This window comes from Ruegeria sp. BA2 (assembly GCF_056539605.1).
The window spans coordinates 865,055-891,314 of the sequence record NZ_JBQFVE010000001.1 but is presented as its reverse complement, the minus strand read 5'-3'; the positions used below and the strand labels follow the sequence as shown (position 1 = coordinate 891,314).

26 protein-coding genes, 1 tRNA gene and 1 riboswitch are annotated in these 26,260 nt (G+C 56.2%); of the genes, 12 read left to right on the top strand and 15 right to left on the bottom strand.

The window, feature by feature from the left end:
* Positions 1-2: 2 nt before the first annotated feature.
* Genes cobM through cbiE form a run of 3 tightly spaced genes read right to left on the bottom strand, consistent with a single transcriptional unit; the run spans position 3 to position 2,358 of the window.
* Positions 3-797, bottom strand: coding sequence for a precorrin-4 C(11)-methyltransferase (cobM, locus tag ACR0NN_RS04440; protein ID WP_170720047.1), 795 nt, complete (start codon positions 795-797; stop codon positions 3-5).
* Positions 794-1,162 (bottom strand): cobalamin biosynthesis protein, encoded by a 369-nt coding sequence (locus ACR0NN_RS04435; protein ID WP_170720209.1) that lies wholly within the window; start codon positions 1,160-1,162, stop codon positions 794-796. Before ACR0NN_RS04435 ends, cobM begins: the two co-directional genes overlap by 4 nt.
* Positions 1,159-2,358 carry a precorrin-6y C5,15-methyltransferase (decarboxylating) subunit CbiE gene (cbiE, locus tag ACR0NN_RS04430; RefSeq protein ID WP_170720045.1) on the bottom strand — a complete coding sequence of 400 codons (1,200 nt, stop codon included), beginning with the start codon at positions 2,356-2,358 and terminating at the stop codon, positions 1,159-1,161. Before cbiE ends, ACR0NN_RS04435 begins: the two co-directional genes overlap by 4 nt.
* On the opposite strand from cbiE, the gene ACR0NN_RS04425 reads away from it, so the two are divergent.
* On the top strand, positions 2,357-3,088 hold the full coding sequence (locus ACR0NN_RS04425) for a cobalt-precorrin-6A reductase (protein ID WP_170720042.1): 732 nt from the start codon (positions 2,357-2,359) through the stop codon (positions 3,086-3,088). The genes cbiE and ACR0NN_RS04425 overlap by 2 nt on opposite strands.
* Here the strand turns inward: ACR0NN_RS04425 and cobJ are convergent.
* Genes cobJ through ACR0NN_RS04390 form a run of 7 tightly spaced genes read right to left on the bottom strand, consistent with a single transcriptional unit; the run spans position 3,079 to position 11,049 of the window.
* Positions 3,079-3,843: a precorrin-3B C(17)-methyltransferase gene (gene cobJ, locus ACR0NN_RS04420; protein ID WP_170720040.1), complete on the bottom strand. Its 765-nt coding sequence runs from the start codon at positions 3,841-3,843 to the stop codon at positions 3,079-3,081. The two genes, ACR0NN_RS04425 and cobJ, sit on opposite strands and share 10 nt — an antisense overlap.
* The gene (locus ACR0NN_RS04415; RefSeq protein WP_170720036.1) at positions 3,840-4,568 is read right to left on the bottom strand and encodes a precorrin-2 C(20)-methyltransferase; all 729 of its coding nucleotides are present in this window, start codon (positions 4,566-4,568) and stop codon (positions 3,840-3,842) included. Before ACR0NN_RS04415 ends, cobJ begins: the two co-directional genes overlap by 4 nt.
* A complete protein-coding gene (locus tag ACR0NN_RS04410) occupies positions 4,565-5,194 on the bottom strand; it encodes a precorrin-8X methylmutase (protein ID WP_170720033.1) in 630 nt (209 codons plus the stop codon). Before ACR0NN_RS04410 ends, ACR0NN_RS04415 begins: the two co-directional genes overlap by 4 nt.
* On the bottom strand, positions 5,194-6,321 hold the full coding sequence (locus ACR0NN_RS04405; RefSeq protein ID WP_480683964.1) for a cobalamin biosynthesis protein CobG: 1,128 nt from the start codon (positions 6,319-6,321) through the stop codon (positions 5,194-5,196). The genes ACR0NN_RS04410 and ACR0NN_RS04405 overlap by 1 nt, the downstream gene beginning before the upstream one ends.
* Entirely contained in the window at positions 6,318-9,611 is a 3,294-nt protein-coding gene (gene cobN / locus ACR0NN_RS04400) for a cobaltochelatase subunit CobN (RefSeq protein ID WP_170720029.1), read from the bottom strand. The genes ACR0NN_RS04405 and cobN overlap by 4 nt, the downstream gene beginning before the upstream one ends.
* A 5-nt stretch (positions 9,612-9,616) precedes the next feature.
* Positions 9,617-10,672, bottom strand: a complete 1,056-nt coding sequence (gene cobW, locus ACR0NN_RS04395; protein ID WP_170720026.1) for a cobalamin biosynthesis protein CobW — start codon at positions 10,670-10,672, stop codon at positions 9,617-9,619.
* The gene (locus ACR0NN_RS04390) at positions 10,669-11,049 is read right to left on the bottom strand and encodes a DUF1636 domain-containing protein (RefSeq protein WP_170720024.1); all 381 of its coding nucleotides are present in this window, start codon (positions 11,047-11,049) and stop codon (positions 10,669-10,671) included. Before ACR0NN_RS04390 ends, cobW begins: the two co-directional genes overlap by 4 nt.
* Before the next feature lie 85 nt (positions 11,050-11,134).
* Positions 11,135-11,337, bottom strand: a riboswitch (cobalamin riboswitch).
* Between the two features lie 135 nt (positions 11,338-11,472).
* On the opposite strand from ACR0NN_RS04390, the gene ACR0NN_RS04385 reads away from it, so the two are divergent.
* The 7 genes from ACR0NN_RS04385 (at position 11,473) to ACR0NN_RS04355 (ending at position 18,713) form a co-directional block, all read left to right on the top strand.
* Positions 11,473-12,429 carry an NAD(P)-dependent oxidoreductase gene (locus tag ACR0NN_RS04385; RefSeq protein WP_480683961.1) on the top strand — a complete coding sequence of 319 codons (957 nt, stop codon included), beginning with the start codon at positions 11,473-11,475 and terminating at the stop codon, positions 12,427-12,429.
* A gap of 334 nt (positions 12,430-12,763) precedes the next feature.
* Complete coding sequence (locus ACR0NN_RS04380; protein WP_170720020.1) at positions 12,764-13,693, top strand: hypothetical protein; 930 nt, start codon at positions 12,764-12,766, stop codon at positions 13,691-13,693.
* A gap of 46 nt (positions 13,694-13,739) precedes the next feature.
* Positions 13,740-14,747 carry a glycosyltransferase family 2 protein gene (locus ACR0NN_RS04375; RefSeq protein WP_170720018.1) on the top strand — a complete coding sequence of 336 codons (1,008 nt, stop codon included), beginning with the start codon at positions 13,740-13,742 and terminating at the stop codon, positions 14,745-14,747.
* On the top strand, positions 14,740-15,351 hold the full coding sequence (locus tag ACR0NN_RS04370) for a class I SAM-dependent methyltransferase (protein ID WP_170720015.1): 612 nt from the start codon (positions 14,740-14,742) through the stop codon (positions 15,349-15,351). The genes ACR0NN_RS04375 and ACR0NN_RS04370 overlap by 8 nt, the downstream gene beginning before the upstream one ends.
* A gap of 93 nt (positions 15,352-15,444) precedes the next feature.
* Positions 15,445-16,461 (top strand): glycosyltransferase family 2 protein, encoded by a 1,017-nt coding sequence (locus ACR0NN_RS04365; protein ID WP_170720013.1) that lies wholly within the window; start codon positions 15,445-15,447, stop codon positions 16,459-16,461.
* Between the two features lie 885 nt (positions 16,462-17,346).
* The gene (locus ACR0NN_RS04360; protein ID WP_480683958.1) at positions 17,347-18,006 is read left to right on the top strand and encodes a hypothetical protein; all 660 of its coding nucleotides are present in this window, start codon (positions 17,347-17,349) and stop codon (positions 18,004-18,006) included.
* Positions 18,003-18,713, top strand: a complete 711-nt coding sequence (locus ACR0NN_RS04355; RefSeq protein ID WP_480683956.1) for a hypothetical protein — start codon at positions 18,003-18,005, stop codon at positions 18,711-18,713. The genes ACR0NN_RS04360 and ACR0NN_RS04355 overlap by 4 nt, the downstream gene beginning before the upstream one ends.
* A 10-nt stretch (positions 18,714-18,723) precedes the next feature.
* Here the strand turns inward: ACR0NN_RS04355 and ACR0NN_RS04350 are convergent, their stop codons facing one another.
* From ACR0NN_RS04350 to ACR0NN_RS04340, 3 genes are all read right to left on the bottom strand, one after another.
* Complete coding sequence (locus ACR0NN_RS04350; RefSeq protein ID WP_480683954.1) at positions 18,724-19,602, bottom strand: site-specific integrase; 879 nt, start codon at positions 19,600-19,602, stop codon at positions 18,724-18,726.
* Between the two features lie 123 nt (positions 19,603-19,725).
* Positions 19,726-20,118, bottom strand: coding sequence for a hypothetical protein (locus ACR0NN_RS04345; RefSeq protein WP_170720009.1), 393 nt, complete (start codon positions 20,116-20,118; stop codon positions 19,726-19,728).
* A 256-nt stretch (positions 20,119-20,374) separates the two neighbouring features.
* Positions 20,375-20,448: transfer RNA gene (locus ACR0NN_RS04340), tRNA-Cys, on the bottom strand.
* Positions 20,449-20,649: 201 nt separating this feature from the next.
* On the opposite strand from ACR0NN_RS04340, the gene ACR0NN_RS04335 reads away from it, so the two are divergent.
* The 3 genes from ACR0NN_RS04335 to ACR0NN_RS04325 all read left to right on the top strand — a co-directional run bounded on the left by ACR0NN_RS04335 (position 20,650) and on the right by ACR0NN_RS04325 (position 23,629).
* The gene (locus ACR0NN_RS04335) at positions 20,650-21,303 is read left to right on the top strand and encodes a protein-L-isoaspartate O-methyltransferase family protein (protein WP_170720006.1); all 654 of its coding nucleotides are present in this window, start codon (positions 20,650-20,652) and stop codon (positions 21,301-21,303) included.
* 95 nt (positions 21,304-21,398) lie between these two features.
* Positions 21,399-22,817: a TolC family outer membrane protein gene (locus ACR0NN_RS04330; protein WP_170720004.1), complete on the top strand. Its 1,419-nt coding sequence runs from the start codon at positions 21,399-21,401 to the stop codon at positions 22,815-22,817.
* Positions 22,818-22,948: 131 nt separating this feature from the next.
* On the top strand, positions 22,949-23,629 hold the full coding sequence (locus ACR0NN_RS04325; RefSeq protein ID WP_480683953.1) for a hypothetical protein: 681 nt from the start codon (positions 22,949-22,951) through the stop codon (positions 23,627-23,629).
* A 3-nt stretch (positions 23,630-23,632) separates the two neighbouring features.
* Here ACR0NN_RS04325 and ACR0NN_RS04320 read toward each other — a convergent pair whose 3' ends face one another.
* Positions 23,633-25,090, bottom strand: coding sequence for a cobyric acid synthase (locus ACR0NN_RS04320; protein WP_170720000.1), 1,458 nt, complete (start codon positions 25,088-25,090; stop codon positions 23,633-23,635).
* Between the two features lie 60 nt (positions 25,091-25,150).
* Between ACR0NN_RS04320 and ACR0NN_RS04315 the strand changes: the two genes are divergently transcribed.
* Positions 25,151-25,720: a cobalamin biosynthesis protein CobQ gene (locus tag ACR0NN_RS04315; protein ID WP_170719998.1), complete on the top strand. Its 570-nt coding sequence runs from the start codon at positions 25,151-25,153 to the stop codon at positions 25,718-25,720.
* Between the two features lie 64 nt (positions 25,721-25,784).
* On the opposite strand, the gene ACR0NN_RS04310 is transcribed toward ACR0NN_RS04315, so the two are convergent.
* Entirely contained in the window at positions 25,785-26,105 is a 321-nt protein-coding gene (locus tag ACR0NN_RS04310) for a DUF6280 family protein (RefSeq protein ID WP_008757056.1), read from the bottom strand.
* Positions 26,106-26,260: the final 155 nt, after the last annotated feature.

The window sequence follows — 26,260 nt, the reverse complement described above, 5'->3', positions numbered from 1 at the left end:
ACTCATTCATTCTCGGGGCTCCAACTCGACCACGGGCTATCGGCGCTTTGCGGGCGATAGCGGCGGTCGTATGTTTTGGAATACAGACAACTTTCGTCAAACCCTTCGCCTGCAAGCGCCGGACCAACCATGATCAACGCCGTACGCGAAATTCGTTCATCTAGTGCATCTTTCAGGGTGGCCAGCGTCGCCCGGATGATCTGTTCATCCGGCCAACTGGCACGATAAACCACAGCAACCGGGCAGTCGGCGCCATAGGCGGGCGTCAGGTCTGCGATAACGGTATCCAGATTGCCGATCGACAGATGGATCGCCAGCGTGGCCCCTGTGCGTGCGAAGTTTTCCAGTGTTTCACCGGCAGGCATCGAAGATGCGCGCCCGGGCGTCCGGGTCAACACAACCGATTGCGCCAGTCCGGGCAGTGTAAGCTCGGTCCCGAGCGCCGCAGCCGCAGCCGCAAATGAGGGGACACCGGGCGTGACGCTGACCGGGATACCCATTTCTTTCAACCGCCTGATTTGTTCTCCCATAGCCGACCAGACAGAGAGGTCGCCGGAATGCAGCCGCGCTACGTCTTGCCCCGCACTATGAGCCGCTTCGATTTCGGCCATGATCTGATCCAAATCCAGCGGAGCGGTGTTCACGATCTTCGCGCCTTCGGGGCAATGGCCCAAAATCTCCTCAGGAACCAATGAACCTGCGTAGAGGCACACTGGGCAAGATGCGATGATATCGCGCCCGCGCAAGGTCAGCAGGTCGGCGGCACCCGGCCCGGCGCCGATGAAATGAACAGTCATGTTTGTCCTCCGATGGCGACGGCGCAGGTCGCAAGCCGGTCGTCCGAGATTTGTCTGGGTGAAATCAGCCGCGCGCCGTGCCCGGCTGCGGCAAGAGCGGATGCTTCGGCCACGCTGCCGGTGCCATATGTGGCACTGCTGCGGGGCGAGCAGGTGAGGGTGCGCTGCCCGGCGAGTTGATCTGCCGGGATGAAGTGAATCCTTAATGCGACCGTTTTAGCAAACGCTGAAAGCGCCGGGTGCCCGTCTTTGTCCGAGGCGGTCGCCAAAGCGTCGACGCTTTGCCCATCCGCGGCCTGTTCCAGCGCAGAACGCAGGCTCGCCACCGTCGCCGATGAAGAAAACCCGAACCCGGCCACGATCATAGCCTCGCGCTCCACTGCACCACCGGATAGGCAGATTTCCAACCGCGCCGGTCGCCCAATGCCGAGGCCTGCGATAGTTCGATACGAAGAAGGTCGCCACCCAGTTTGGTCTGCCACTCAGCCAATAGAGCTTCGCTTTCCAGCGTTACCGCATTGGCGATAAGCCTTGTGCCGGCACTCAGGTTCTCTTGCAGCCAGTTCAGCAGATCCGCGCTCAAGCCGCCACCGACAAAAACCACATCAGGTTGGTCGAGATCAGCCAGTGCCTCAGGCGCGGTACCGTGAACCACCTTCAGTCGATCTTGCCCAAGCGCATCGGCGTTTCGGCGAATACGCTCGGCACGATCTGCGCGCGGCTCAATGGTGGCGGCGGTCAGCGTGGGGTCACACATCAGCCACTCAATGCTGATCGATCCGGTGCCTCCGCCGATATCCCACAAATGCTCACCGCGTTGGGGCGCGAGGGCCGATAGGGTTAGCGCACGAATGGGGCGCTTGGTGATCTGACCGTCTGTCTCGAAAATCTCATCCGGTTTACCTGAGGCTTTGGGAAACGCACGCCCGGCACCCGCGACGTCCAGCCCGACACAGACGGGATGTTCGAACGTGCCTAACAGCGCCTCGGTCATGGATACGCTGCGCGCGCGCTCGCGGGGGCCTCCAAGGGCCTCCATTACGTGCAGCGCGCAATCGGTGAAACCTGTTTCGCCAAGAAATGTTGCAAGCTCAGCCACAGCTTTACCGTCGCGCAGTAGCAGTATCGCGCGCAGGCCGGGCGCCAGATGTGGACGCAGGCGCGTCAGGGGGGCGGCATGTAATCCGAAGGTCAACGTGCTTTCAAGCGGCCAGCCCAGCCGAGCGGCGGCCAGCGAAAAGGTCGATTGCCCGGGCAGGGCGGTCCATTCGCCCGCGTCGAAATTTCGTGCAATCACCGAGCCGGCCCCGAACCAGAAAGGATCGCCCGAAGCAAGAACAACGGTGCGTCTTCCACGCAACCCGGTTAGGATTGGCAACCCATCAGCAAAGGGAACCGGCCATTCAATCTGTTCCGCCGCGCAGTCTGGGATCAACGATAGATGGCGCGGCGGGCCCATGATGACCTCGGCCCGATCAAGCACTTGACGGCTTGCGGGTGACAGGCCATCCAGTCCATCTTCGCCCAAACCCAGAACGGTCAGCCACGGAGCTTTAGACATGCGCAACCTCCTGATTCTTGGTGGCACGACCGAGGCGAATGCTCTGGCAAAATCTGTCGCCGAACAAGGCATTCCGGCGACCTACTCCTATGCAGGCCGTGTTGTCGCGCCCCGCCATCAACCGGTGCCAACGCGTGTGGGCGGATTCGGCGGTGCAGTCGGACTGACACGCTATGTTCGCGACCATGGGATCAGCCATGTTGTTGACGCAACTCATCCCTTTGCCGCGCAGATGAGCCGCAACGCGGTTGAAGCCTGTGCTGTATCCGCGACGCCGTTGGCGGTGCTGACGCGGCCTGCCTGGACCGCGGAAAAGGGAGACAATTGGCTGCGCGTGCCGGATATCGACGCAGCAGTCAGCGCCTTGAGCGGCCCGGCACAGCGCGTGTTTTTGGCCGTTGGTCGTATGCATCTGCAAGAGTTTGCAGCCCAACCCCAGCATCACTATCTGCTGCGGTTGGTGGATGCACCGGAAACTGTGCCGCTGCCTCACAGCGATGTGGTTGTATCGCGCGGTCCGTTTACGGTGGAAGATGACCGCGCACTGATGCAACGCCATGGCACGCAATTGGTTGTGTCCAAGAATGCGGGTGGCAGGGGTGCGCGCGCCAAGCTTGATGCCGCGCGGCTGCTGTGCCTGCCCGTCCTGATGATCGACCGACCCGCTGTGCCCCAGCGGATTGAATTCGAGAAGGTCTCGCAGGTCTTGGACTGGCTGGCTCATACCTGATCCTTGGCTAATGTGAACCTCGGAGTATAGACGATCGGCGCACCGTCACGCTCGATCACGCGGGTCAGGGATGAGCCAACGATGACGACGGTTTGCATGTCCGCCATTTCGGGCGTTGCCTCGGCCAGCGTTGATATCCGCAGCGCTTCATCTTCACGCGACACCGCACGGGCGAAAATAATCAGGCGTTCCGGCTCGCATTCTTCGCGCAAGATTTCCAGCGTTTTTACAAAACCTTCCGGGCGGGACCTTGAGCGCGGATTGTAGAATGCCATCGAAAAATCACCCTGAGCGGCAAGGCGCAGGCGCTTTTCGATCAAACCCCATGGTTTCAGATTATCGCTTAGATTGATGGCGCAGAAATCATGCCCTAAAGGGGCACCGGCACGGGCCGCAGCCGCCAGCATCGCTGTAATGCCTGGCAACACATCAATCTGGATGTCGCGCCAGCCTTCCGGCCCGTTTTCCAGAGCCTCAAACACGGCTGCAGCCATGGCAAACACGCCAGGATCGCCGGATGAGACCACAACAACGCGCTTTCCCTCGGCGGCCATCTGCAACGCATGTTGAGAGCGGTCGATCTCAACCCGGTTGTCACTGGCATGGAGGGTCAGCCCTTCACGCTCGGCCACGCGCGCGACGTAGGGAATATAACCCACAACATCCGTTGCCTCGGCCAGAGCAGCCGTCACTTCGGGCGTCACCAAAGCTTCGTCCCCCGGCCCAAGGCCAGTGATCTTGATCCAACCACTCATGGGCGCCGCCCTTGACCATGGACCAGAATGATCGAGAAGTAGGGTGTCAGACCTTCGCAATTGTCGGACAGCTTGCAAACCCTCTGGTTCGGCATCTGAGCGTATTCGACAATCCATGCGCGGTCATAAAGACCTGCACTTCGAAGTGCTCGTTTTACCTTGTCGAAGTTGCGCCCGATCTTCATGACGACCAGAGCATCGGTTTGGCTCATGCGTTTGGTCAAGGTTTCTTCGGGAAGTGTTCCGACTAGAACTGTTAGGACATCATCACCCCAAGTAATCGGATCACCAGTCGCGGTCCAAGCGCCCGACATACCGGTAATGGCTGGCACAACCTCTACATTAGCTTGCTCTCGTAACCGGTTGTAAAGATGCATGAATGATCCGTAGAAAAATGGATCACCCTCACACAGAACAACAACGTCCTCGCCACGTTCAGTAATGATCTTCAAATGCGCTGCGCAATCTTCATAGAACCCCGAAAGGAGTTCGTTGTACTTTGGATCCGACACTGGGATTTCGGTTGTCACCGGATACTCCATCGGAAATTCGATGGCGTCGCCCGGTAGCATTCCGTTCACGATCTTACGCGCTTGCCCCGTCCGACCGGGTTTGCGAAAGAATGCTACGTGGCGTGCGTTGCGCAGCAGGCGGTCCGCGCGGACGCTCATTAAGTCCGGATCGCCGGGGCCGAGGCCCACGCCATAGATCTTGCCCGCGCTCATTCTGCGCGGCTCGCGATGGCGTTGATGGCGGCAACGGTTATGGCGCTGCCACCGAGCCGTCCCTTGACGATACAAGACGGCACCGGCTGCGCCTCCCACAGCGCATCTTTGGATTCGACCGCTCCGACGAACCCGACCGGGCAACCGATGATTGCAGCAGGGCGCGGGCAATCAGGGTCTTCCAGCATATTGAGCAGGTGGAACAACGCGGTGGGGGCATTGCCGATGGCGACTAATGCGCCTTGCAGATGCGGACGCCACAGTTCCAATGCAGCAGCGGAACGCGTGTTGCCCATTTCAGTGGCCAGAGGGCGCACGCGGTCGTCATGCAGAGTACAGATTACCTCGTTCTCGGCGGGAAGGCGGAAACGCGTAACACCTTCGCTGACCATGCGGGCATCACACAGGATCGGCGCACCGTTTTCCAGCGCCGTGCGGGCCGCCTGAACGAAACCGTCCGAGAAATGGACGAAGTCTTCCAAACCGACCATACCCGCAGCGTGGATCATGCGGACGGCAACCTGCTCTTCGTCGGTATCGAAGCGGGCCAGATCGGCCTCGGACCGGATGGTGGCAAAGCTCTGCTTGTAGATCGCCGCGCCGTCGGTTTCGTATTCATAGGGCATCAGGTGAAGTCCATGGTCATAAGTGTTTCTTCGGTCAGGCCGCGTAGGTTGGGCTCATCCCCTGCGCAACCTTGTTTGACAAGGTCAAATCGTCCGGCATGGCCCACCAATGTGACATCGGCTGGCCCCATGCGGGCGCATCCTTTGGCGCAGCCCGACACATGCAGTCTGCCCGCTATGCGCGATGCCACCGCGCGCGCGATGTCGCGTGTTTCTACCTGAGCCTGCGGGCAGAAGGGTGCGCCGGGGCAGGCGTCGGTGGCCATCAGCGGGTCGTTGCCATCAGTGACGAAATCAGAGGTGGGAATAGCTGCGCCACCTTCCAGCAGGATCAAACGCCAAGGGGTGACACGAATGGCAGCGGCACCGCTTTGTTCGATCAAATCACAAAGCACGCTCGCTGGTAACTGCCCAAAGACAGCTCCGTAAATTGTACCTTGAGTGCAGGCACCGGGTTGAGGCAGCGGGCCAATCGGGCCGGGAACGGCGCCCTGCCATTCGCCGGGTAATCCAGATGATGCCACGATCCGTGCCATGCGCCGGGTCTCAGACGTGTAATGTTCGGCAAACCAGTTCGCCAGTGCGATCAGGTGATCGATGGCGTCTGACTCTGACACCTGACGCCCGGTGTCGGCGCCGTCTGCGCGGAGAATCAGGCCCTCAGCGCTGCGTTCAAGCCTGATATCGGCTGAATCCGATGCCAGCAGACGCTCGGGGCCAGTATCAATCGCAAAGCCGAATTTTCCTGGTAGCGTAGGCAGTTCCGCTAAACGGTCGATCAACTCTTGCGCCAATTGCGCCGTCAGATCACCAGCTTGATAGAGCGGTGAAACCAGTATGTTGCGCCGTATTTCGATACCAGGTTCAGCATCCAACAGATTAAGCGCAGCCAGCTCGGCCAAGAGCAGTTGGTAGCTGTCTTCCTGAACGCCGCGCAACTGCAAGTTGGCCCGGTTGGTCAGGTCGATGGTGCCATTGCCAAACTGCTCGGCCAGCTTACACAGACCTTTCGCTTGCTCAGCGTCCAGACGTGCCAGTCTCGGGCGCACCCTGACGACTAGGCCATCCCCCGACATCATTGGTCGGTGGGCACCGGGGCACCAACCTTGGACGATGGGCGCGCTCATCGCAGTGCCTCCAGATCAGCGCGGATCGAGTTCCGGCGCGTGCTCCACAGCCCGGCCTCCAGCAACGCGCGGAAACGGTCTTGCATGGCTTGATGTGCTTGTGGATTGGCGTCCTGCAGAAAGGCGTCGACCTCCTCGTCGCCAAGCGTTGCGTCGTGATACAGATCGAACAGATGCGGCGCGACCGTTCCGGACAGATGCGCGAAAGAGGCCATGTGATCAAGCGTCGCAGCGATCTCTGCGGCCCCACGGAACCCATGCCGCTGCATCCCGGCAATCCAATCTGGATTAGCCGCGCGTGCATGAACAACGCGGCTGATTTCTTCCGGCAAGGTTCGCGCACGCGGGTTCTCAGGATTGGTGTTGTCCAAATGATAAAGTTGAACTGAGCCGCCGGTGACCTTTTTGGCCGCTGCAAACCCGGCCTCGTGTGTGGCATAGTCATTGGCCAGCAGCAGGTCGGTTTCGGTCAGGTCCTGCAGGTGGACAAAGCTGTCAGCGTTGGCAACGCGTTGCGTGATTCCGTCTTTGTCTTGGGCGATATGCTCACCTTCCAGAGCAAACGAGCTCGCCTCAAGCCACGCTTCACCGGCCTGAATACGCGCTTCGTCCGTGTAGGTCTCGGACAGTTGGGTCATGTTCAACCCATAGCTCCCGGGGGCCGGGCCGAACACACGCGCGGCGGGTTCTTGTCCGGCATAAGGATTCCAGTCTGACGCTTCATCGCGCGCGGACAATGCGCGAACAGCTTGGCCATAGAGTGCAGAAAGGGTCGGAAACACATCACGGAACAACCCCGAGACCCGCAGTGTCACATCCAGACGCGGGCGGCTAAGGTCAGTGATCGGCAAAACTTCGATACCGGAAACCCGCTCCGAGCCCTTGTCCCATATCGGCTTAACCCCAAGAAGGTGCAGCGCCATCGCGAATTCCTCACCGGCAGTGCGCATGGTGGCCGAGCCCCACAGATCGACGATCAGTCCCTTGGGATAATCGCCTTCTTCCTGCAGGTGCCGCCGAACCAGCTCTTCTGCGAGTTTGACACCCTGCGTATACGCGGCGCGTGTGGGCACGGATCGCGGATCGGTGGTATAAAGATTACGCCCCGTCGGCAGCACATCCGTGCGCCCGCGATAGGGCGAGCCCGACGGTCCGGCCTCAATCCGTTTCCCAGCCATCGCATCGATCAGGGCTTTGCGCTCGGCATGGGCTGATGGGGCGGGGTCGAAGTTGCCGGTCACCTGTGGCACGCGGCCAAAGATATGTAGCCCGTCGCCGAACTGGCTTTCCTTGATGTCACAGACAAAGCGGTCGATACGTGTAATTGCCTCAGCCGTGCTGGTGGCTTGATCAAGGCCGAGGTCGCTTTCAAGCCCGATGGTTTGGGCTTCGTCCCGGATATCCTCCTGCAGGCGATCGCGGCGTTTGGGGTCCAAGCCATCAGCGTTCGAAAACTCGTCCAACAGCGATTCCAACCGTACCATTCGGTCCGGAGTACCGCTTTCCTTCATGGGCGGCGGTATATGCCCTAGCGTAACCGCCCCGATCCTACGCTTGGCCTGTGCGGCCTCGCCGGGGTCGTTAACGATGAAGGGGTAGATCACCGGTAAGTCACGGATCAGTGCTTCGGGCCAGCATTCGTTGCACAAAGCGACTGATTTGCCCGGCAGCCACTCGAGCGTCCCATGGGCACCGATATGGATCAGGGCATCCGCGCCGAGACTTTCGCGCAGCCAGAGATAGAAGGCGACGTAGCTGTGGCGCGGGGTGCGCGACAGGTCGTGATAGTCGTCGTCGCGCAGCTCAGGTGTCCCTCGCTCGGGCTGGAGTGCGACTAGGGCCTTGCCTCGTCGCAAAGCGGTGAACTGGAACGCGCCATTTGCAAAGCAGGCGTCATTCTCGGGTTCACCCCAAACGGTTTGCAGATCATCGCGCAATTGCTCGGGCAGGGTTTCAAGCGCGGCCTTGTAGTCTTGCAGAGGCCAAGAAATTCGAGCGTCCAACAAAGTTTGGGCAAGCGGTTCGGCAGGCGCGGCATCATAGCCTTCAGCCTGCAAATCAGACAGTATCGCCTCGGCTGAGGCCAGCGCGTCCAGCCCGACGGCATGTGCCATCTGCCAATCCTTGCCGGGGTAGGTGGACAGCACTAGCGCGGGGATTTGATCTGCCTTCGGAGTGTTGTTGAGCTTCAACCAGCCGGTGACGCGGTCAACAATTGCCTCGATCCGTTCGGGTTCGGCCCGGTGCGCAAAGCGTGAGTATTCCAGATGCGGATCGCGTTTGCCCGGTTCTTTGAACGAAATGATGCCTGCGTTGATCCGGCCGTCCACCTCGGGCAGGACCACATGCATGGCAAGGTCCGCTGGCGAAAGACCACGTTCCGCCTCGGCCCAGGCCTTGCGACGCGAGGTAGCGAGCGCGACTTGAAAGACGGGAACTCCCGCTGCATCCAAAGGCGAGGTGCCCGACGCACCTTTGCCTGAGAAGGAGGTAGCGTTGATAATCACTGCAGGTTTCAGCGCTAATATGGACCCGCGCAGCCAATCGGCTGCATTCGGTGCCTTAAGCGATGGGGCGAATAGGCCGATGGCGTCGAACCCCCGCGCCCGCAAGCTGCGGATCAGCGCCGCGATTGGCGCAGTATCCGCCGAAGTGAGGTAAGCGCGATAGAAGGTGACGATAATGCGGTTCGTATCACCTGCCAGGGCATCTTGCGCCGGGATCACGCCGCGATCCGGACACCACGCACCGCATTCGGGAATGGTTTTCGCACCCATGACCGGGCCCGCATACAATCCTGCGGCCAGCGCCATCTGAGCAAGAGTGGCCTGCGCTGCAACCTCTCCGCCCGTGTCACACAAATGCGCCAACCGACGCAGGGTTGAGACGGGCATGGTGGAATATTCATCCAGTCGCGTATCTTCGCGCCCATCTGCGGGTAGAACGGCAAGCGCTATCCCTTTGGCCTGCGCCAGTGCCAGAACCTGCTGCAAACCATAGGACCAATAGGGAACCCCGCCGATCAAACGGATAAGGATGCCCTTGGCACCCTCTAATGTCTGTTCGACATAGGTGTCGACTGAAAGGGGATGTTTTAGAGCCGTCAGATTGGCAAGCCGCATCGTCGGCATCCGCCCTTCAGGGCCGCCGCCGCGATGCCAGCCCGCCGCGAAAGCGCCAAGGTCGCTGTCGGAAAATGACAGCACGACCAGATCTGCCGGGCTCTGGCCCAGATCGGTCGGGGTCTCGGTTTCCTCGAGCCCGTGGCTTTCGCGGAAGACGACGTGCATGGGTCTTACTCGGCAGCCTCGGTTACACCCACGAGGATATCGCGGATTTCGGCCTCTTTGATGTCATCATGCTCGGCGATGACCACGAGGCGCGAGCGGCGTGCTTCGCCGGGTTCCCACGGGCGGTCATATTGCTGACGCACGCGTGCGCCAACTGCCTGAACCAGCAAGCGCATCGGCTTGCCCTGAACCGCAGCATAGCCCTTGACACGCAGGATATTCAGTTCCTTGGCCAGACGTTCAATTTTCGCGACCAGATCAAGCGGGTCGGATTGTTCCGGCAGTTCGACGATGATGCTTTCGAAATCATCATGCTCGTGATCATGGTGGCCATCATGATGGCTGGGACGCGCCTCCATGTCATCTTCGGCCGCCGCTTCCAGGCCTAATACCACACGCACGTCGACGACACCCTCGGCGACCTCGACAACAGGCAGGGGGCGGGGCGCTTCGGCGGCGATGATTTCCTTGGCTTTGGCCACACCTTCGGGCCCAGCCAGATCCGGCTTGGTTAGCAGGATGATATCGGCGCAGGAAATCTGATCCTCGAACACCTCGGATAGGGGTGTTTCATGGTCAATCGAGTCATCGGCCATGCGCTGGGCGTCCACCGCCTCGACATTCGGGGCAAAGCGACCTGCGGCTACGGCTTCTGCGTCTGCCAGAGCAATTACGCCATCGACGGTGATTTTCGAGCGGATGTCAGGCCAGTCAAATGCTTTCAGCAGCGGCTTGGGCAGGGCGAGGCCGGAAGTTTCGATCAGGATATGCTCGGGGCGTGGCTCCAGCGCCATCAGAGCTTCGATGGTCGGGATAAAGTCATCGGCCACGGTGCAGCAAATGCAGCCGTTCGCAAGCTCCATTATGTTCTCGGCCGGGCAATCCGGGATGGCGCAGGATTTCAGGATGTCGCCGTCAACGCCAACATCGCCAAACTCGTTGACCACAACAGCCAAGCGCTTGCCCTGCGGGTTTTGCATCAGATGGCGCACCAGTGTGGTTTTACCCGAGCCCAAAAAGCCGGTGATTACGGTGACGGGGAGTTTTTCGAGGTTACTCATTTCAGGGCTCCAATCGGGGGTATGCGGGCAGCACAATTTTTGCGGAAATGTTCGGGACGCTCACGCCATTTGACGAGGCCATCCTCGGTCGCGAGATACTTGGTGGCGCCTTCGACGATCGCGTCGACATGGTCGGTTTCGTTCAGATGCTCATACACAAAGGTCCAGCGATCCGGCCCCCCCCGCAAAACGATCGAGCAGCCTTCATCGCAATTCGACAGGCACTCCACGGCTTTCAACGTGATGCCTTCGGGCAGATCCGCCTGTTCAAGTGCTTTGTGCAGCAATGTACCAGGGCGCTGTTCATCGTCTTCGACAGGTAGCCCGCGACGGCAGGTGGTGCAAACCAGCAGTTCGACCGGTGTGGTCTCGGTCATGTCTCTCATCCCCCCAAATCCTCTTCGTGGGGGACGGGGTTTCATGCGGGCCGATTAAAGCCGCACACCGGAACACCCCGTCCGGTTTCAACTTCGGGCGTTGGCAGGTCTCCCGGCTTGCGGATGTCAGAGGAGGCCTCTGTCGGATGTCCCGCCTTCCCGGCATTTGCCAGTGGCTTGGGCACCCTCTCCGGTCACGGTCGCGGGGGCGGCTGCGTTTGACGGTGATTCCGCTGACGCATTCCCTTTTCATCTGCTTGCGCAGACACCAACGGATGGGACATGCGGCACTGATGTACTGCTTGTCAAGCGAGTCGCGATATTCCGTGATATCGCAGGTAAAAAGCGACCTGTCTGGGTCGCTGGGCGGCATGATCTGTTTGCAGTGTCGTGGTGGCATGGTTGCAAGACGCGTACAGGAGGATGCAGCGCATGAAAGTTGGGTTTATCGGGCTAGGGAATGTTGGAGGCAAGCTCTCGGGTTCACTGCTGCGCAATGGAATCGATCTGACCGTGCATGATCTGAATCCAGAGCTGGTGTCTGCATTTGTCGCCAAAGGGGCCAAAGCTGCCGAAAGTCCGGCGCAGCTGATGCGTGATTGCGATGCGGTCATCACCTGCTTGCCTTCGCCTGCCGCTTCGGACGCGGTGATGCAGGAGATGTTGCCAGAAGTCGTCCCCGGCAAAATCTGGATGGAGATGTCCACCACCGACGAAGCCGAAGTTAAACGCCTTGGCGCAATGGTCATTGAACGAGGCGGCGCAGCGGTGGATTGCCCGGTTTCAGGCGGGTGCCACCGTGCCGCGACAGGTAACATCTCGATCTTCGCTGGCTGCGATCGCGAGACGTTCGAGCGCATCCTGCCATTCCTGACTACTATGGGGCGGCGCATTCTGCATACTGGTGAGCTGGGCTCGGCCTCGGTTCTGAAAGTGATGACAAACTTCCTCGCCACCGCCAACCTGATCACCTGCGCCGAGGCTTTGGTGACCGCCAAGGCCGCCGGAATGGACCTTGGAACCACATACGAGGCGATCAAAATCTCATCGGGCACTTCGTTTGTGCATGAGACCGAAAGCCAAGTCATTCTGAATGGTTCGCGGGATATCTCATTCACCATGGATTTGGTGAAAAAGGATATCGGATTGTTTCAAGAAGTAGCGGACCGAGCAGGTGTGCCGCTGGAAATGAATCCGCTGATGATCAAGATATTCGAGGATGGCATCGCGCGATATGGTGAGAGAGAGCTGTCTCCGAATATCATCAGACGGCTGGAAGACGCGACCGGGCTCGAGATCCAGGCGCCAGGATTTCCAACAGAGATGCTGGATGATGAGCCAGAAGAGCCGGGCTACGAGGTGGTCCCGCAAAATCGGTGAAACTACAGCGAAGCTTAGTGCAGGAGTCATCCTCACAGACGGTATATTCATTCCGCGTAACGGAATGCGTACCATCACATTGAAAGGCCGATGTGATGTGGTAAGCTATGCAATCGCAAGAATTATTTGTATCATTCAGTCTCAATTCCTGAATTCAGGAGTCGGCTTTTTCTAAGGGATTACTGGGCTTGGAATCACATCGATCTGATTTGATGTCGAAGGTTTTCAAAATCTGCGCATTGTCCAAGCGCCGCAATTTTACGGCCATACAATCAATAAACTTGGATCGCTCTTGGCCAAACCGTACCGCAGATGTCGAATTCGGCCATAAGTCATGAAGGTGATCTTTGCATATCGTATCGGCCAGAAAACTATGGGCGGCAAGGCGATGCGTGTCGATCAACTGGCTGCCATGGCCAAAGCGCATTTGTCGGAGCGCTATGAATTTGAAGTCGCATTAGCGCCCAAGGCCTCTAGAGCACATGCATGTCAGCGCTTTTTAGAGTCTTGTAGCGGTGCGATTGTGATTTTTCACAAAAGTGCTGCATCAAATCTCGGACCAGAATTCAGGGCATCATTGAGAAAGCTTGCTGCAGGTATCTGTGTCGATCATCTGGATGTCGTGGCCGGTGCACTTGAACCCGGCTTTGTAGATGTCCATATCGCCGCCTCTTACGAGAGTGAGCGTTCCCTTAGCCAGGGCCTTTCGGCGCTTGATCCAACTCCAGGCGTTCAAGTGCGCCATCTGCGACATCATGCTGATCCTCGGTTGAAATCGGGGTCAGCACCCAAAGGCGAGTTCAGACTAGGCTATTTCGGACTGCCGAATAATGCCGTTCTGCCACCCGAAATATCAGAGCAAGCGATCATTCCTGGTTATGATGGTAAAGGGGATGTGAATGCATTCATCGCTCGACTGTCAGAAGCAAATTTCCACATTTGCACGCGGGATCCAAGTCAGAAACTTACTCGCGGAATTCTCTCTGCTAAGCCATTTACCAAAGGCTTCAATGCATCAGTCGTTGGAGCAAATGTGCTCGTCAATCGGCAGGTTCATGATGCGGAATATTATCTCGGGGCAGATTACCCGTATTTCGTAGACGGCACCGACTGCACAGCGATCAGCGACAGTGTGGCACGCGCAAAGGCGGAATTCGGAGGACAGCGTTGGGGACTTGCACAGGCTCGGATGACGGATGTGGCTCGTCAAATTGCCCCAACAGAAGTTACCACTGAGTTGGACAAAATTCTAAGGCTATTCTAAACAGATCGACAAGAGTCCGATAACGGCACAGGCAAGAGTATTACTTATGACGAATGAGACCTTTCTCATCGTGACCACGATGAAAAACGAAGGGCCTTTCATGATCGATTGGGTGGCTTACAACCGCGCAATCGGTTTTGACGATATTCTGATCTACACGAATGATTGTGCGGACGGCACCGACACGATAGCTGACCGGATGCAGACGCTAGGTTGGGCGCATCACGAGCGGAACAAGGTCGGTCCTCGGGCTGCGCCTCAGGGTCGTGCGTTTTCACGCGCTCTGAGCCATCCAAGCTACCATTCGTCAGATTGGATCATGAGCTTGGATGTTGACGAATACATCAACATCCGTTTGCCCGAGGGTAACATCCGCAGCTTTGTAGAAACCAGCGGAGAGGCAGACGCGATTTCGATCTGCTGGCGAATGTTCGGCAATGCAGGGTTGAATGATTTTGTAGATCAGCCTGTGCCCGAGATGTTTTTCGGCGCAGCCCCGGAAGAGTCATATCCCCATCATCGGGCGAAAGGCTTCAAAACGCTGTTCCGGAACAATGGCAAATTCAGCCGTTTTCGCGCCCATCGGCCCCGAATTAACCCGGAAGACGCGCCCAACCCAGACGCGCCATACGAAGGGATATTGTGGCGAGACGCAGGTGGCAACCTTTACCCGGCTGATCAAGTGAAATGGAAAGCATGGCGCGGTTTCAGCCACGAGTATGCTCGTATCCACCACTATGCTGTCCGCAGCACCGATAGCTTTCTTGTCAAACGAGATCGGGGACGCACCAATCATGTAGGGCAAGATCAGGGTCTCAAATATTGGATGATGATGAACCACAATCATGTGGAAGATCGCTCGCTTTTGAAACACACGCCGGCAATGCATGAGATCAAAGCCGAAATGATGGCAGATCCGGAACTTGCAGACCTGCATCAAAAGGCATGCGAATGGCATCGTTCGAAAGCCGAAGAATTGAAAGCCCGGCCAGACTGGGCCGATCTGGTCGACGCGCTGCAAAATTCCTATTCCGGAGAAGAAGCCCATGGCTGACCCCGCGACTGCCAAAGATCGCCGCAAACAGCAGGCACAGCAGCGAGAGCGTAAAGATACGCTGAGGCGTGAAATGCTGAGGACCATGCCGCACGGACGTCTTAGCGTTGAAATTGGCGTTTGGCGGGGCGAGTTTTCACAGATTTTGCTTGAAGAACTTCGGCCTTCCAAGCTGTGCCTCATCGATCCTTGGGGGGTTCAACCTGATCCCAATGGCGGTGCCTCGCTGGCCGGAGCCAAAAGTCAGAACGACATGGATCGCATCTATGGTGAGGTCGCGAACAAATACAGTACCGAGATCGCGAAAGGACAAATCTCGATCATACGTGATTTTTCGATCCCGGCACTTGGCCTGTTCGAAGACCATAGCATCGGATTTGCTTACCTTGATGGCGACCATTCCTATGAAGGCGTAAAGGCTGATCTGGATGCGCTTTTCCCCAAGATGATCGAGGGTGGCGTCATCATGCTTGATGACTATCACAGGCGGGGCTGGTGGAAAGACGGCGTGATGCGCGCGTTCCACGAATTTCTGGGCGCAAATGCCGCTGGGCTTCGCCTTAAGGCGATAAAGGGCGCACAGGTTGCGGTTCAGAAGCTTTGAGCGATGATTTGAATGCCATCAGATAATGAGCCTGTGGCAATACATTGAGCGTTGTTCGAAATGGTCGTTGAATAGATGGCAGAGAGTCCAGAAATGAGTGACAGAATCGTCGTCTACACCACCATGAAGAATGAGGGGCCATTCATGATTGATTGGGTCTCTTACTATCTATCGCTCGGTGTTGAACATTTCCTGATTTACACCAATGATTGTGATGATGGCACTGACCTGATTGCAAAACGGCTGGAACATCTGGGCGTTGCGACCCATGTCGACAATTCGGTCAAACCCGGCCAAAGCCCGCAGAACACCATGCTCAGGCGTGTGCGCAGTCATCCGCGATTTCTGGATGCTGATTGGACCTTCGGCTTGGATGTTGATGAGTATCTGAATATCCGACTTCCAAACCCGTCTCTGCACGACCTGTTGAAAAAGCTCGAGGAGACAGCAGATGGGCCCTTTGATGTCGCATCCTTTGCCTGGAAAATTTTCGGATGCGGAGGTGTTGAAGACTTTGTTGATACGCCCGTGGCTGAGCAGTTTTTTCTCTGTGATATCGAACAAGGGTTCTACTCGGGCGTGGCCGGAGGGTTGAAGAGTATCACGCGCAACAATGGTCTGTTTACCCGTTACGGTCCACACCGCCCAAAAGGCGTCGCGCCTGAGCGCATTGCCGAGGTGCGATGGGTGGACGGAGGCGGGCAGCTCCTCGATCCAGAAGCCATTACCTGGCGAGCTAAGCCCGGGTATCGCCACGATTTCGCGCGTCTTCATCACTATGTTACCCGCTCAATCGGGTCATTTCTGGTCAAGCGCGATCGTGGAAAGACCAATCACATCCACGATGACCAGGCCGAAGCCTACTGGCACAATATGAACGCGAACCTCGTTGAGGATCGCACGATCCTTCCACTATGGGACCGCGCAACTGCCGAGAAGGCGCGCTTGGCGAAGGACGATCAGCTTATGTCTTTGCACGAAAGAGCGTGTTTTTGGCACAGACAGAAGATTTCTGAACTCTATGAACGACAAGACTGGGCAGAGTTTCGTGCATTCTTGCACCACTACAAAACCGACCGTCCCGCTCGCTGGCCATTAAGTGCAGGCTAAGGCCAGCATAACTACCGTTTTGAGCTGAAATTGGTTAGTGCGTGTCCTCCGCTATAGCTTGGGGGAAGGCCACAAGGCCAAGTCTGGGGATGGCATCCTTACCCCAAGAGCGCATGCGCAACTGTTAGAATAGATATGCCTTGCGATGCCGTAAGGCAAAAAATCGACTGTTTCATTGAGAATATTGGAGGCGAGTACCGGACTCGCTACCATTTTTCTAAGCCATTGAATACCCAAAGTTATCGGGGGCGAGGTTGGCTTGTGTGTCTCACTTTGTGTCACACAAGCTGGAGATTGACGCGGGTATTGTCAACGCCCAAAAAGCGATGGCAAAGGGTGCTAACCTCTCGTGTCAAAGTCTGATGAACTAGATACTTCCCAAAGGCCCGGCTAAAGAGCCAAGCAAACAACACGGTCAGAAGTGAGGGGTATGGGGGAAGTGGGTTCGACAAAGAAGATAGATAGGAGCGCGCAAAAATATGTCGGATTTTTGTAATGAACCAAGACCGGAGCCAAGAGTTTCTGAGGCACATTAGGCAAGCTATAGAAGAGGCTAACTTACCCGATCAAGGTGCCGCGCAGTCTTGGGCATTCGAGCCGTATCTACAACTTAACAATGAGCAAGCGCAGGGTAGGTTGGATGCCAAGCTCGATTGGCTTTGCGCGCAGTGGCAAGCAAGCTATGCGCGCAAACGCAATCAACGAGAACAGCAAAAGTTTAGTGACTGTGCAGGGACTGTGCTTGTCAATGTGTTGCGGGCCCATGTGAAAAAGTGCGGAATGTCCGTAGGAATAGGACGGCAGAAACAGCGCCTTGATCGTGAGAGCAGGTATAGACCGGCATACATGACTACCCATCGCTTCCGCATGGCACTTGATTGGCTGTTGAGTACAGACCTTATATGCATCACCGCGGATGGATACCAATACGGGGACAATGCACAGCACACCCGCTTTGCAATGACTTCAAAGTCGATACAGGCACTGTACACAGAACAGTTGACCATGAAGGCCTTCAAGAATGCAGAGCCAGATGAGGTGCTGATACTAAGGGATAGCGAAAAGCAACCCATTAAGTATCCCGACACCAGACAGACCCATGCCATGAGGGCAGCACTGCTCTTGATTAACGAGGTGAATGGACAGGCTGATATAACCTCAACAAAGTCATTGGGGTACGAAGACATAAGCAAGGATTACGCAGACCTAGCGTTTTCAGAGAATGCAAAGTACCTACGCCGCATCTTCAACAACGGCACGTTTGAACAAGGTGGCAGGTTCCATGGAGGATGGTGGCAATACGTGCGCAAGCATGTGAGGCGAACAGTGAGGATCAATGGAGAGAGAACAGTAGAGGTCGACTACAGAGGCTTTAATCCAGCGGTACTATTGGCAAAGGCGAACGCCACTATACCTGCAGACCCGTATTCAGCAATCAAGGGTGTTGTTGCCGGTAGCGTACTTCGCGATCATGCAAAGTCTACACTGGCCGCTTTTCTCAATGCGCAATCCAGACACATACGGATGTGGCCGCGCTCGGGTTGATCGACATTGTGAAAGTCACACTGGAAGCTGAGGCGGAAGCCTTGGCAAATACATGGCTTACTTCGCAGGAGGCTGCAATCAAGGCGCTGACTGATGAGCGGCAGGACGTATACCGAGAGTTGCGCGAACTCAGCGCCGAACCACTGGACGTGACGCTTGCTATGCCAAAGAACAGGCTGCAGCCAACAGTCGAAGTTAGGGAAAACGGCACCGAAGTTCCTTTGCCGCGTCATGATCACCATCTTTTGTGCGATGAAGATGGTAAATACCCTGACGCACTGAACTCATGGGAAGCCAGAGTGATCGAAGTGGAAATGGCGCTAGAAACATCTGTGGCATGGTACCGCAATCCGTCGTCTGCAAAGCCCGAATCCTTGGGAATCGTTTATGATGAAGACGGTCAGGCCAGTATCCTGCGACCTGACTTTGTTTTCTTTGAACAATCCAGTGACGGTAGCGTTAAGGCCAATCTTGTTGACCCGCATGGGCAACACTTGGCTGATTCATTGCCGAAGTTGCTCGGTCTGAAAAGTTATGCCGAACGCCATGGTGATGAATTTGGCCGCATTGAAGCTGTAGCAAAGATTGAAGCGGTGGGTTTCCAATCGTTGGACCTCAAAGATGCAGATGTTCGGGCTGCAATCGCTGCGGCCCCCAGCGCCAAGTCTCTTTTCGAGGGGCCGCATTCAAAGCCGTACCCGAGTTAGGTTTGAAAGTTCAGCAGGGATTGAATTTGTCTAGCGCGGTCTTGAGTTGGTTTAGCTGGTAGCCTTCTCTCATATACACTTCTTGAGTTACGCCAGATCGAGCGTGGCCGACGATACACTGTACAATGGGCTCAGCTACTCCGGCTTGGCTCAGTCGTGTCACGACTGTGTGCCGGAAGCTGTGGAATACCAAGCCGGGCTCTTTAATGCGCAGCTTTTTCAAGAAACTCTCGTTGCACCAGCGTCCTAGGTTGCGTCCATAACCCCCGTTTGCGTTGAAGCTGTATTCAGGGAATAGGCGTGTCCCTGACTTTCTGCTCTCTACAAAGTTCAAGAAACCTAGGCGTATCAATTCGGCGTGTACGGGTACTTTGCGTCTTCCGGCATCAGACTTCACCCGCTGGTCCTCGCCCTCATCTGTAATGTTAAGATACCATACGCCACCTTCTTGTTGAACGTCGGCGATGTCCAGTTGGCATATCTCGTTCAGGCGCGCACCTGTGAACATTCCTAGTAGCATACCCCACTTGTGGCATTCTTTGCGCACCAGCCCAGACGGGTTTTCTGTTAGTTCTTTGTAAATCAAGCGGGCGTGGTCGGGCTTGAAGGGTTTGCGTTCGGTTACGCTGTTTTTGGCCTTTGCCACCTTCATGCCGTCGAAGAGGCTATGCGGTGAGTATCCGTGTCGTTCGGCCCAATCAAAAAACCCTTTGAACATTTGTATGTGGCTATTGATCGTTTTGGGGGCGATTGTCTTCTGACCCGGCAGCTTGATGACTTCCATCAAAGGTATGTTTTTCAGGGCGGGCTTGGTGTTCCGGCTGGATGGTAAGGCTTGCAGAACCTTTTTGACCTCGTTCGCATCTTGCTTCGTTATCGTGCTCAGCAACCTGTCTGGCCCAAAATACTCAACAAGAATTTTCAGGTACGCGCTGTTCTGGCTAACTGTTTTTTCAGCCCACTGACGCGAATGTTCCGTAATGAAGTCATCAATTGCGGTACCTATTGGTGATTAGGCAGGGAGCGCCTTTGCGGGCGGTGATACAGTCTCGGCTGGGGCGTCATCATAAGAATAGTGTTCAAGGCGTTCTACAGCCTCCAGAACGCGCCTGAGCATATCTCTGCGTCCCTTTCGCCACTCCCGGCGTAGGTCCATCGCGTTATCGTCCCAGTCCTGTGTGCTTATGTCAGAGGCTTCGCAAAACGCATCGCTGTCGAGATAGAGGTCTGACAGTAAATCCTCGCCTTCACCAGCGTTTTCATGGATTTCAATCTCTTGCTGCATCGCACTGATTGATCCATCTGGAAAGCCTTTGTCGTTTAGTCGTTCCAAATACTTGTCGAGCGAAGCCTTGAAGTGCCGATGCACCATTGATCGGATTTGGTCTTGTCTTAGTCGGGGCACGTTTGTTTGATCCGGTATTAATCGACCGCAAGATGCAAGAAAGCGCGCCAGATCACCAGCCCTATGCGGGCAACGAGTACGCAGCGATATTCTTACAGATGATCTCTTTTGCTCATAAGACGGAGGGATAGGCCAACGGAAGTAATAAACACCGTGTCTTGAAAGGCTTAGGTAGGATGACTGCTTCATTGTAGGCGTGTCCCACTTTGTGTCACACCCGAGCACCACAGGGCTAAGTCAATGATTTAGAATAAAATGGAGGCGAGTACCGGAATCGAACCGGTGTACACGGATTTGCAATCCGCTGCGTCACCACTCCGCCAACTCGCCTTTTCAAGCAAAATCAATTACTTGCCGTGGTGTGGTCGGCGTTCTAACAGCTTTGAAGGTGAACGTCCAGAGCCATGAGCGCGAATATTCCAGACTCTGTTGGAATTTTTGCCGCGCCGGTAAATGCGATCTGGCCCGTTGCTGCTGACAATTGGATGTGGCAAAAGCCGAATAACAATCTGATAAGGAATGAGCGATCACATGACAGATTTCGCAGCCCGGCGTCTCACGATGGTTGACACTCAGGTCAGGCCGTCCGATGTGACCAAATTTCCTATCATTGATGCAATGTTGAACGTGGCGCGCGAGAATTTTGTTCCTGATGCGCATCGTGAGGCGGCGTATGTCGGTGATCTGATCGAATTGGGCAGCGGACGGTGCTTGCTTGAGCCCAGAACCCTGGCTAAGATGTTGGACGCAGTGAATATTTCCAACGATGAAATGGTTCTGGATATCGCCCCAGGTTTGGGGTACTCGACCGCGATTGCCGCGCGTATGGCAGAGCTTGTCGTCGCCGTGGAGGCTGATGAAGGTTTGGCTGCTGAGGCGCAGAGCCTTTTGATGGAAGCAGACGCTGACAATGCGATTGTTCATGAAGGCCCGCTCGATCAAGGAGCGGTGGAGCACGGACCGTATGATGTGATCATGATTCAGGGTGGCGTCGAACAGGTGCCTGACACTTTGTTAGACCAGCTCAAGGATGGTGGCAGGATCGCTTGCCTGTTTATGGAATGCGATCTTGGCACAGTGCGCGTGGGGCTAAAGTCTGCGGGTCGAGTATCCTGGCGATATGCGTTCAATGCTAGCGCACCGATTTTGCCAGCATTTCGAGCCGAGTGTGCATTTTCGCTATAGTTGGCGATAGAAGTTTATTGATGCCTTGATTACTTGAAAACACCGGCGCAAACTGCGCCAGTGGTTGCGTAATTTCGATTTGAGAGGATTTGGTGATGCGCGGGACGACGGCAGGAAAGCTGGTCAAAGGCTTCACTTTGGCGGCTGGGATCGCGTTTAGTGCGATACCCGGACGGTCGGTTTGGGCTGACAATCTGACCGATGCGTTTATCGGTGCGTATAACACCAGTGGTTTGCTTGAGCAGAACCGTGCACTGTTGCGGGCAGCCGACGAAGATGTTGCAATTGCACTTTCCACCTTGCGTCCGATTATCAACTGGACCGTGCGTGTTAGCCAAGACTATACGCGCACCAATACAAATAATCTGATCAACACTGCTGATCCTTCTAGATTTTTTTCGGGCCTTACGCTGAGCCAGCTGATTTATGACGGAGGCGCCTCGGTTCTTGGCAAGCAATCTGCGCAGGAAACCGTGCTGTCCACGCGTCAGTCGCTGATTGATATTGAACAACAAATCCTGATCCGGGCGGCAAATGCCTATCTTGGCGTTCTGCTGCAAGAAGAGACCGTCGGGATCCGCCAAAACAACGTCGAAGTGTCGGCGGAAGAGCTTCGTGCGTCTCAGGATCGCTTTGAAGTGGGTGAGGTCACACGAACGGACGTCGCTTTGTCCGAGGCGCAGTTGGCCAGTTCCCAAGCTGATTTGGCCGTGGCACGCGGTAACCTAAGCATTGCGCAGGCTGAATACGTGAACGCTGTTGGTAAAGCGCCCGGACGTACCGCGGGTCAGCCAAGGCTGCCGAACCTTCCGCGTTCGGAGTCTGATGCGGTTAATTTGGCCCAGCGCAATCACCCTGCAATTATCTCCGCGCAGCATCAGGTCCGTGCACTAGATCTAATCGTACAACAGCAGCGCGCCAATTTGGGCCCGAATGTCAGATTGAACGCGGATGCGGGTGTGACCGAAAGTTACGACAACGACGATTATGTAAATGATGCTACAATTTCACTGAACTTCAATCAGCCCATTTATTCGGGTGGTGGGCTTGCGGCTGCGGTACGTCGGGCCATGGCCACGCGGGATGCATCACGAGCAAACCTGTTGAACGTACAGAAGAACATCACCCAGGGCGTTGCCGACCGTTATGCGGCATTTCAAGCCGCGACTGCTAGCTTGCGGGCATCTACAGAACGCGTGCGCGCATCGCAGGTCGCGTTTGACGGTATTCGGGAAGAGGCGACTCTTGGAGCACGTACAACTTTGGATGTTCTTAATGCTCAGCAGGATTTGTTGGACGCCCAATTGGCCGAGGTGGCTTCAAGGACCGAGCGGTCTCGGGCGGCATATGAGCTGCTTCAGGCGCAAGGTCTGCTGACCGCGGAACGTTTAGGTCTTGCTGTTCAGATCTATGATCCGACACTGTACTACAATTTGGTCAAGAAGGCGCCATCGCAAGTCAGCAAGCAAAGTCGGGATCTGGATCGGGTGCTCAAGGCGTTGCGCCGCGACTAAAGGGCATAGCTACCTGTTGTGACGATGGTCCGGATTGGTTACAATCGGATCAAGGTTAGAGCGGTAGCAAAAAAATGTCAGATCGTGTGGTAAACGCCAATATTCAGGACGTTCTTTCGTCGGTCAAGCGAATGGTCAACGAAGACGTACATGACGAATCAGAGTTTATTTTTGTCCCAACCGCTTCGGCGCCCAAGCCGGGGCGGCTGGTACTGACTGATGCGCTCCGCGTCAGCGATGAACCGCTGATTGCCAAGAAGGCCGCGCCGTTGAAGTTGATGCCTCAGCACAGTGCCGGTGACAGTGCATCAAAGCAGCCAGCGAATGCGCCGAGTAATCCCGCCGAGCCGATGAGATTACAGCCCGGCGAGATCGTGCGGCCAACTAACACCGACGCAAAGCCAGACGCGCCGAAGCGTGATCTTGCAGGAAGCCTCAGCGCTAAGATCGAAGCCTTGGAAGCCGCGATCGCACGCACCGAGGATCAATGGGAGCCTGATGGTGAGAGTGATGATGAATACTCTGGTACAAAGACACATGCCGTCGAGTGGCCAGTAGAAAAGAGCTTTGCGCATTCTCAAGAAACAGGATTCAGATCGGAGGCGATTTTCGTTCGCGATCCGTCCGTGGTGGAAGCTATGGCTAAAAAGCCAACTGATGTGACGATTGGCGAAGAAGAATTGCGCGAGCTTGTTGCTCAAATTGTCCGGGAAGAGCTGCAAGGCGCACTGGGAGAGCGGATTACAAAGAATCTGCGCAAGATGGTTCGACGCGAGATCACACGAGCGATGGCCGCGTCGGATGTTGACTAAGGCTTAAGTCTCGCGCGGTGTCTGCGCCAGCGATAAAAGCAGATCTAGGTCCATATACTGTTCCAGATGGTCGGCAAGGTCGTCCAGCACTTGTTCGACGCCATCCTCATAGGCGTTTTCTGATGTCACGCCCAATTCGCCGAGGTAGCTGGCGCGAAATGCATCTGATGTGAAAATCCCATGCAGATAGCTGCCGCGAATGCGTCCATTGGCGCTGGCGGCGCCCTCTGGGCGCCCCTCGATCTGTAACCAAGCGCGCGCGCAATCCGGGCCATCGGTTCTGCCCATATGGATTTCATAACCGCTGACAGGTTCACGACCGGGCAGGGCGGTTGCTGAGCGCAGTGTGACTTGCTTTTTGCCTGCCATAACGGTCCTGATATCCAGCAGCCCCAGCCCGTCGACCTGACCGGGGCGGCCATCGACGCCATCAGGGTCTGATATGGTTTTTCCCAGCATCTGATAACCACCACACAGACCAAGAACATGGCCACCACGGCGGACATGAGCATAGAGGTCGATGTCCCAGCCCTGTGCCCTGAAATAGGCGAGATCACCGATTGTAGATTTACTGCCAGGCAGCAACACCAGATCGGCATCTCCGGGCAGAGGGCGACCCGCGGGGACGATCTCGACCGTGACCTCAGGTTCTGCAGAAAGTGGATCGAGATCGTCGAAATTCGCCATGCGCTCAAGCTGCGGCACGACGATCTTGCAAGCGCCACCAGCGTGAGAGCGAATGTCCATCATATCTTCGGCAGGAAGTTTCCAGGCGTCATGGAACCATGGCACCACACCCAAGCAGGGCCAACCGGTTCGGGTTGCGATATCATCGCGTCCTTCATCAAATAGGGAAACGTCTCCTTTGAACCTGTTTATTGCAAAGCCTCGGATCATCTCGAGATCCCCGGTCTCTAGAACGGCCTGAGTCCCAACGATCTGGGCAATCACGCCGCCGCGATGGATATCACCGACCAGAACAACCGGAACCCCAGCGGCACTGGCAAATCCCATATTGGCAATGTCACCTTTGCGCAAATTGGTCTCTGCCGGACTTCCTGCGCCTTCGATCAGCACCAGATCGGCATCGCTGCAAAGCCGGTCGAAGCTTTGCAGAGCTGCACCCAGCAGCTTGGATTTATCCTTGCGGTAATCGCCTGCTTTCATGGTGCCAGCGCGCTGACCCTGTAGAATGATCTGAGCGCCCGTATCGGTTTCAGGCTTCAACAGGATCGGGTTCATATCCGTATGGGTTGGCCGTTTTGCTGCCCGCGCTTGCAAGGCTTGCGCGCGCCCGATTTCTCCGCCGTTTTCGGTCACGGCGGCATTGTTCGACATGTTCTGCGGCTTGAACGGAGCGACCCTTAGCCCACGTCTGGTGTATGCGCGAGCCAAGCCGGCCACCAAAACCGATTTGCCGACATTGCTGCCAGTGCCCTGAATCATGATGGACCGTGCCATGGCCTGTCTCCTATGCTCAGGCGCAGATGACCTGATTCAAGGCCAAAGGAAAAGCCCCAGATGAACACACCTGCGCATCTTTTGATCGGCGCTGCCGTTTTTGCGCGCCCGGCTCGGGGGCCGACCCTTGGGGCTGCGCTGTTCGGATCGTTGCTGCCTGACCTGTCGCTCTATGTGATGGTCAGTGCCTCGGTGTTTGTCTTGAATATCCCGCCGCAAGTTGTGTTTGATCAGCTCTACTTTTCGCCGGCATGGCAAACCGTGTTTGCGATCGATAACTCGTTTGTTCTGTGGGGATTGGCGCTGGGGTTGGGGCTGTGGCGAGGATGGCGCCTGTTAACCGTTGGCGCATCGGCGGGGCTGCTGCATCTCGTGATGGACTTTTTCCTGCATGCAGGTGATGGCCGCCCGCAGTTTTGGCCATTCAGTTCCTGGGTTTTTCACAGTCCGGTCAGTTATTGGGACAGCGCACATTACGCGTTTTGGGTTGCACCGGTCTCAATGGCCATGTGCATCGCTGCCTATGCAGTCTTATGGCAGCGCGGTTTGTCAGCTTCGTCAAAACTGCTGTTTACAGTTCTGCTTGCAGCCGAGCTTTGGGTTGCGCGGCAATGGATCATGTATTTCTGATCTCACAAATGAAAAACGCGCCCTGATGTCAGGGCGCGTTTTTTCAATTGGATGCCGGGATCAATCAGGCCGCTTCAGCCTGCTGTGCCGCATTCCGACGTTCGCTTTCTTCGCGCGACAGTGCAACAGATGTGCGCACGCCACGACCAACGAACTCCATCAACCCGCCGACAACCCGCTCATTTGGGTCGATACCGGCGCATGACAATACTTCGCGCCCATCGCGCGAACGCGCCCAGCGGGCAATTTGTTCTGGTCCATTGCCATACTTCTTGTCGTCAGCGATGGCATCATCCAGTGCAGCCAGTACAACGGCTGCGAAAAGTTTACGTGCACGATTGCCTTGTTCGTTGTTAAAGGCCGTGCCGTCAACGAAATCTCTCATCTCGTTTTTCCTGTTTTTCTTGCTCTTGCAATTTTCGGCGTGACGGTCCTTATGACCTATTAGATGCGATTCGGATACACCTAAATTGCATAACTACGTTGCGTCATTTGCATAGCTTGCTGCGTGTGCAGCACTAGGTTTCGTTGTCTTGTCAG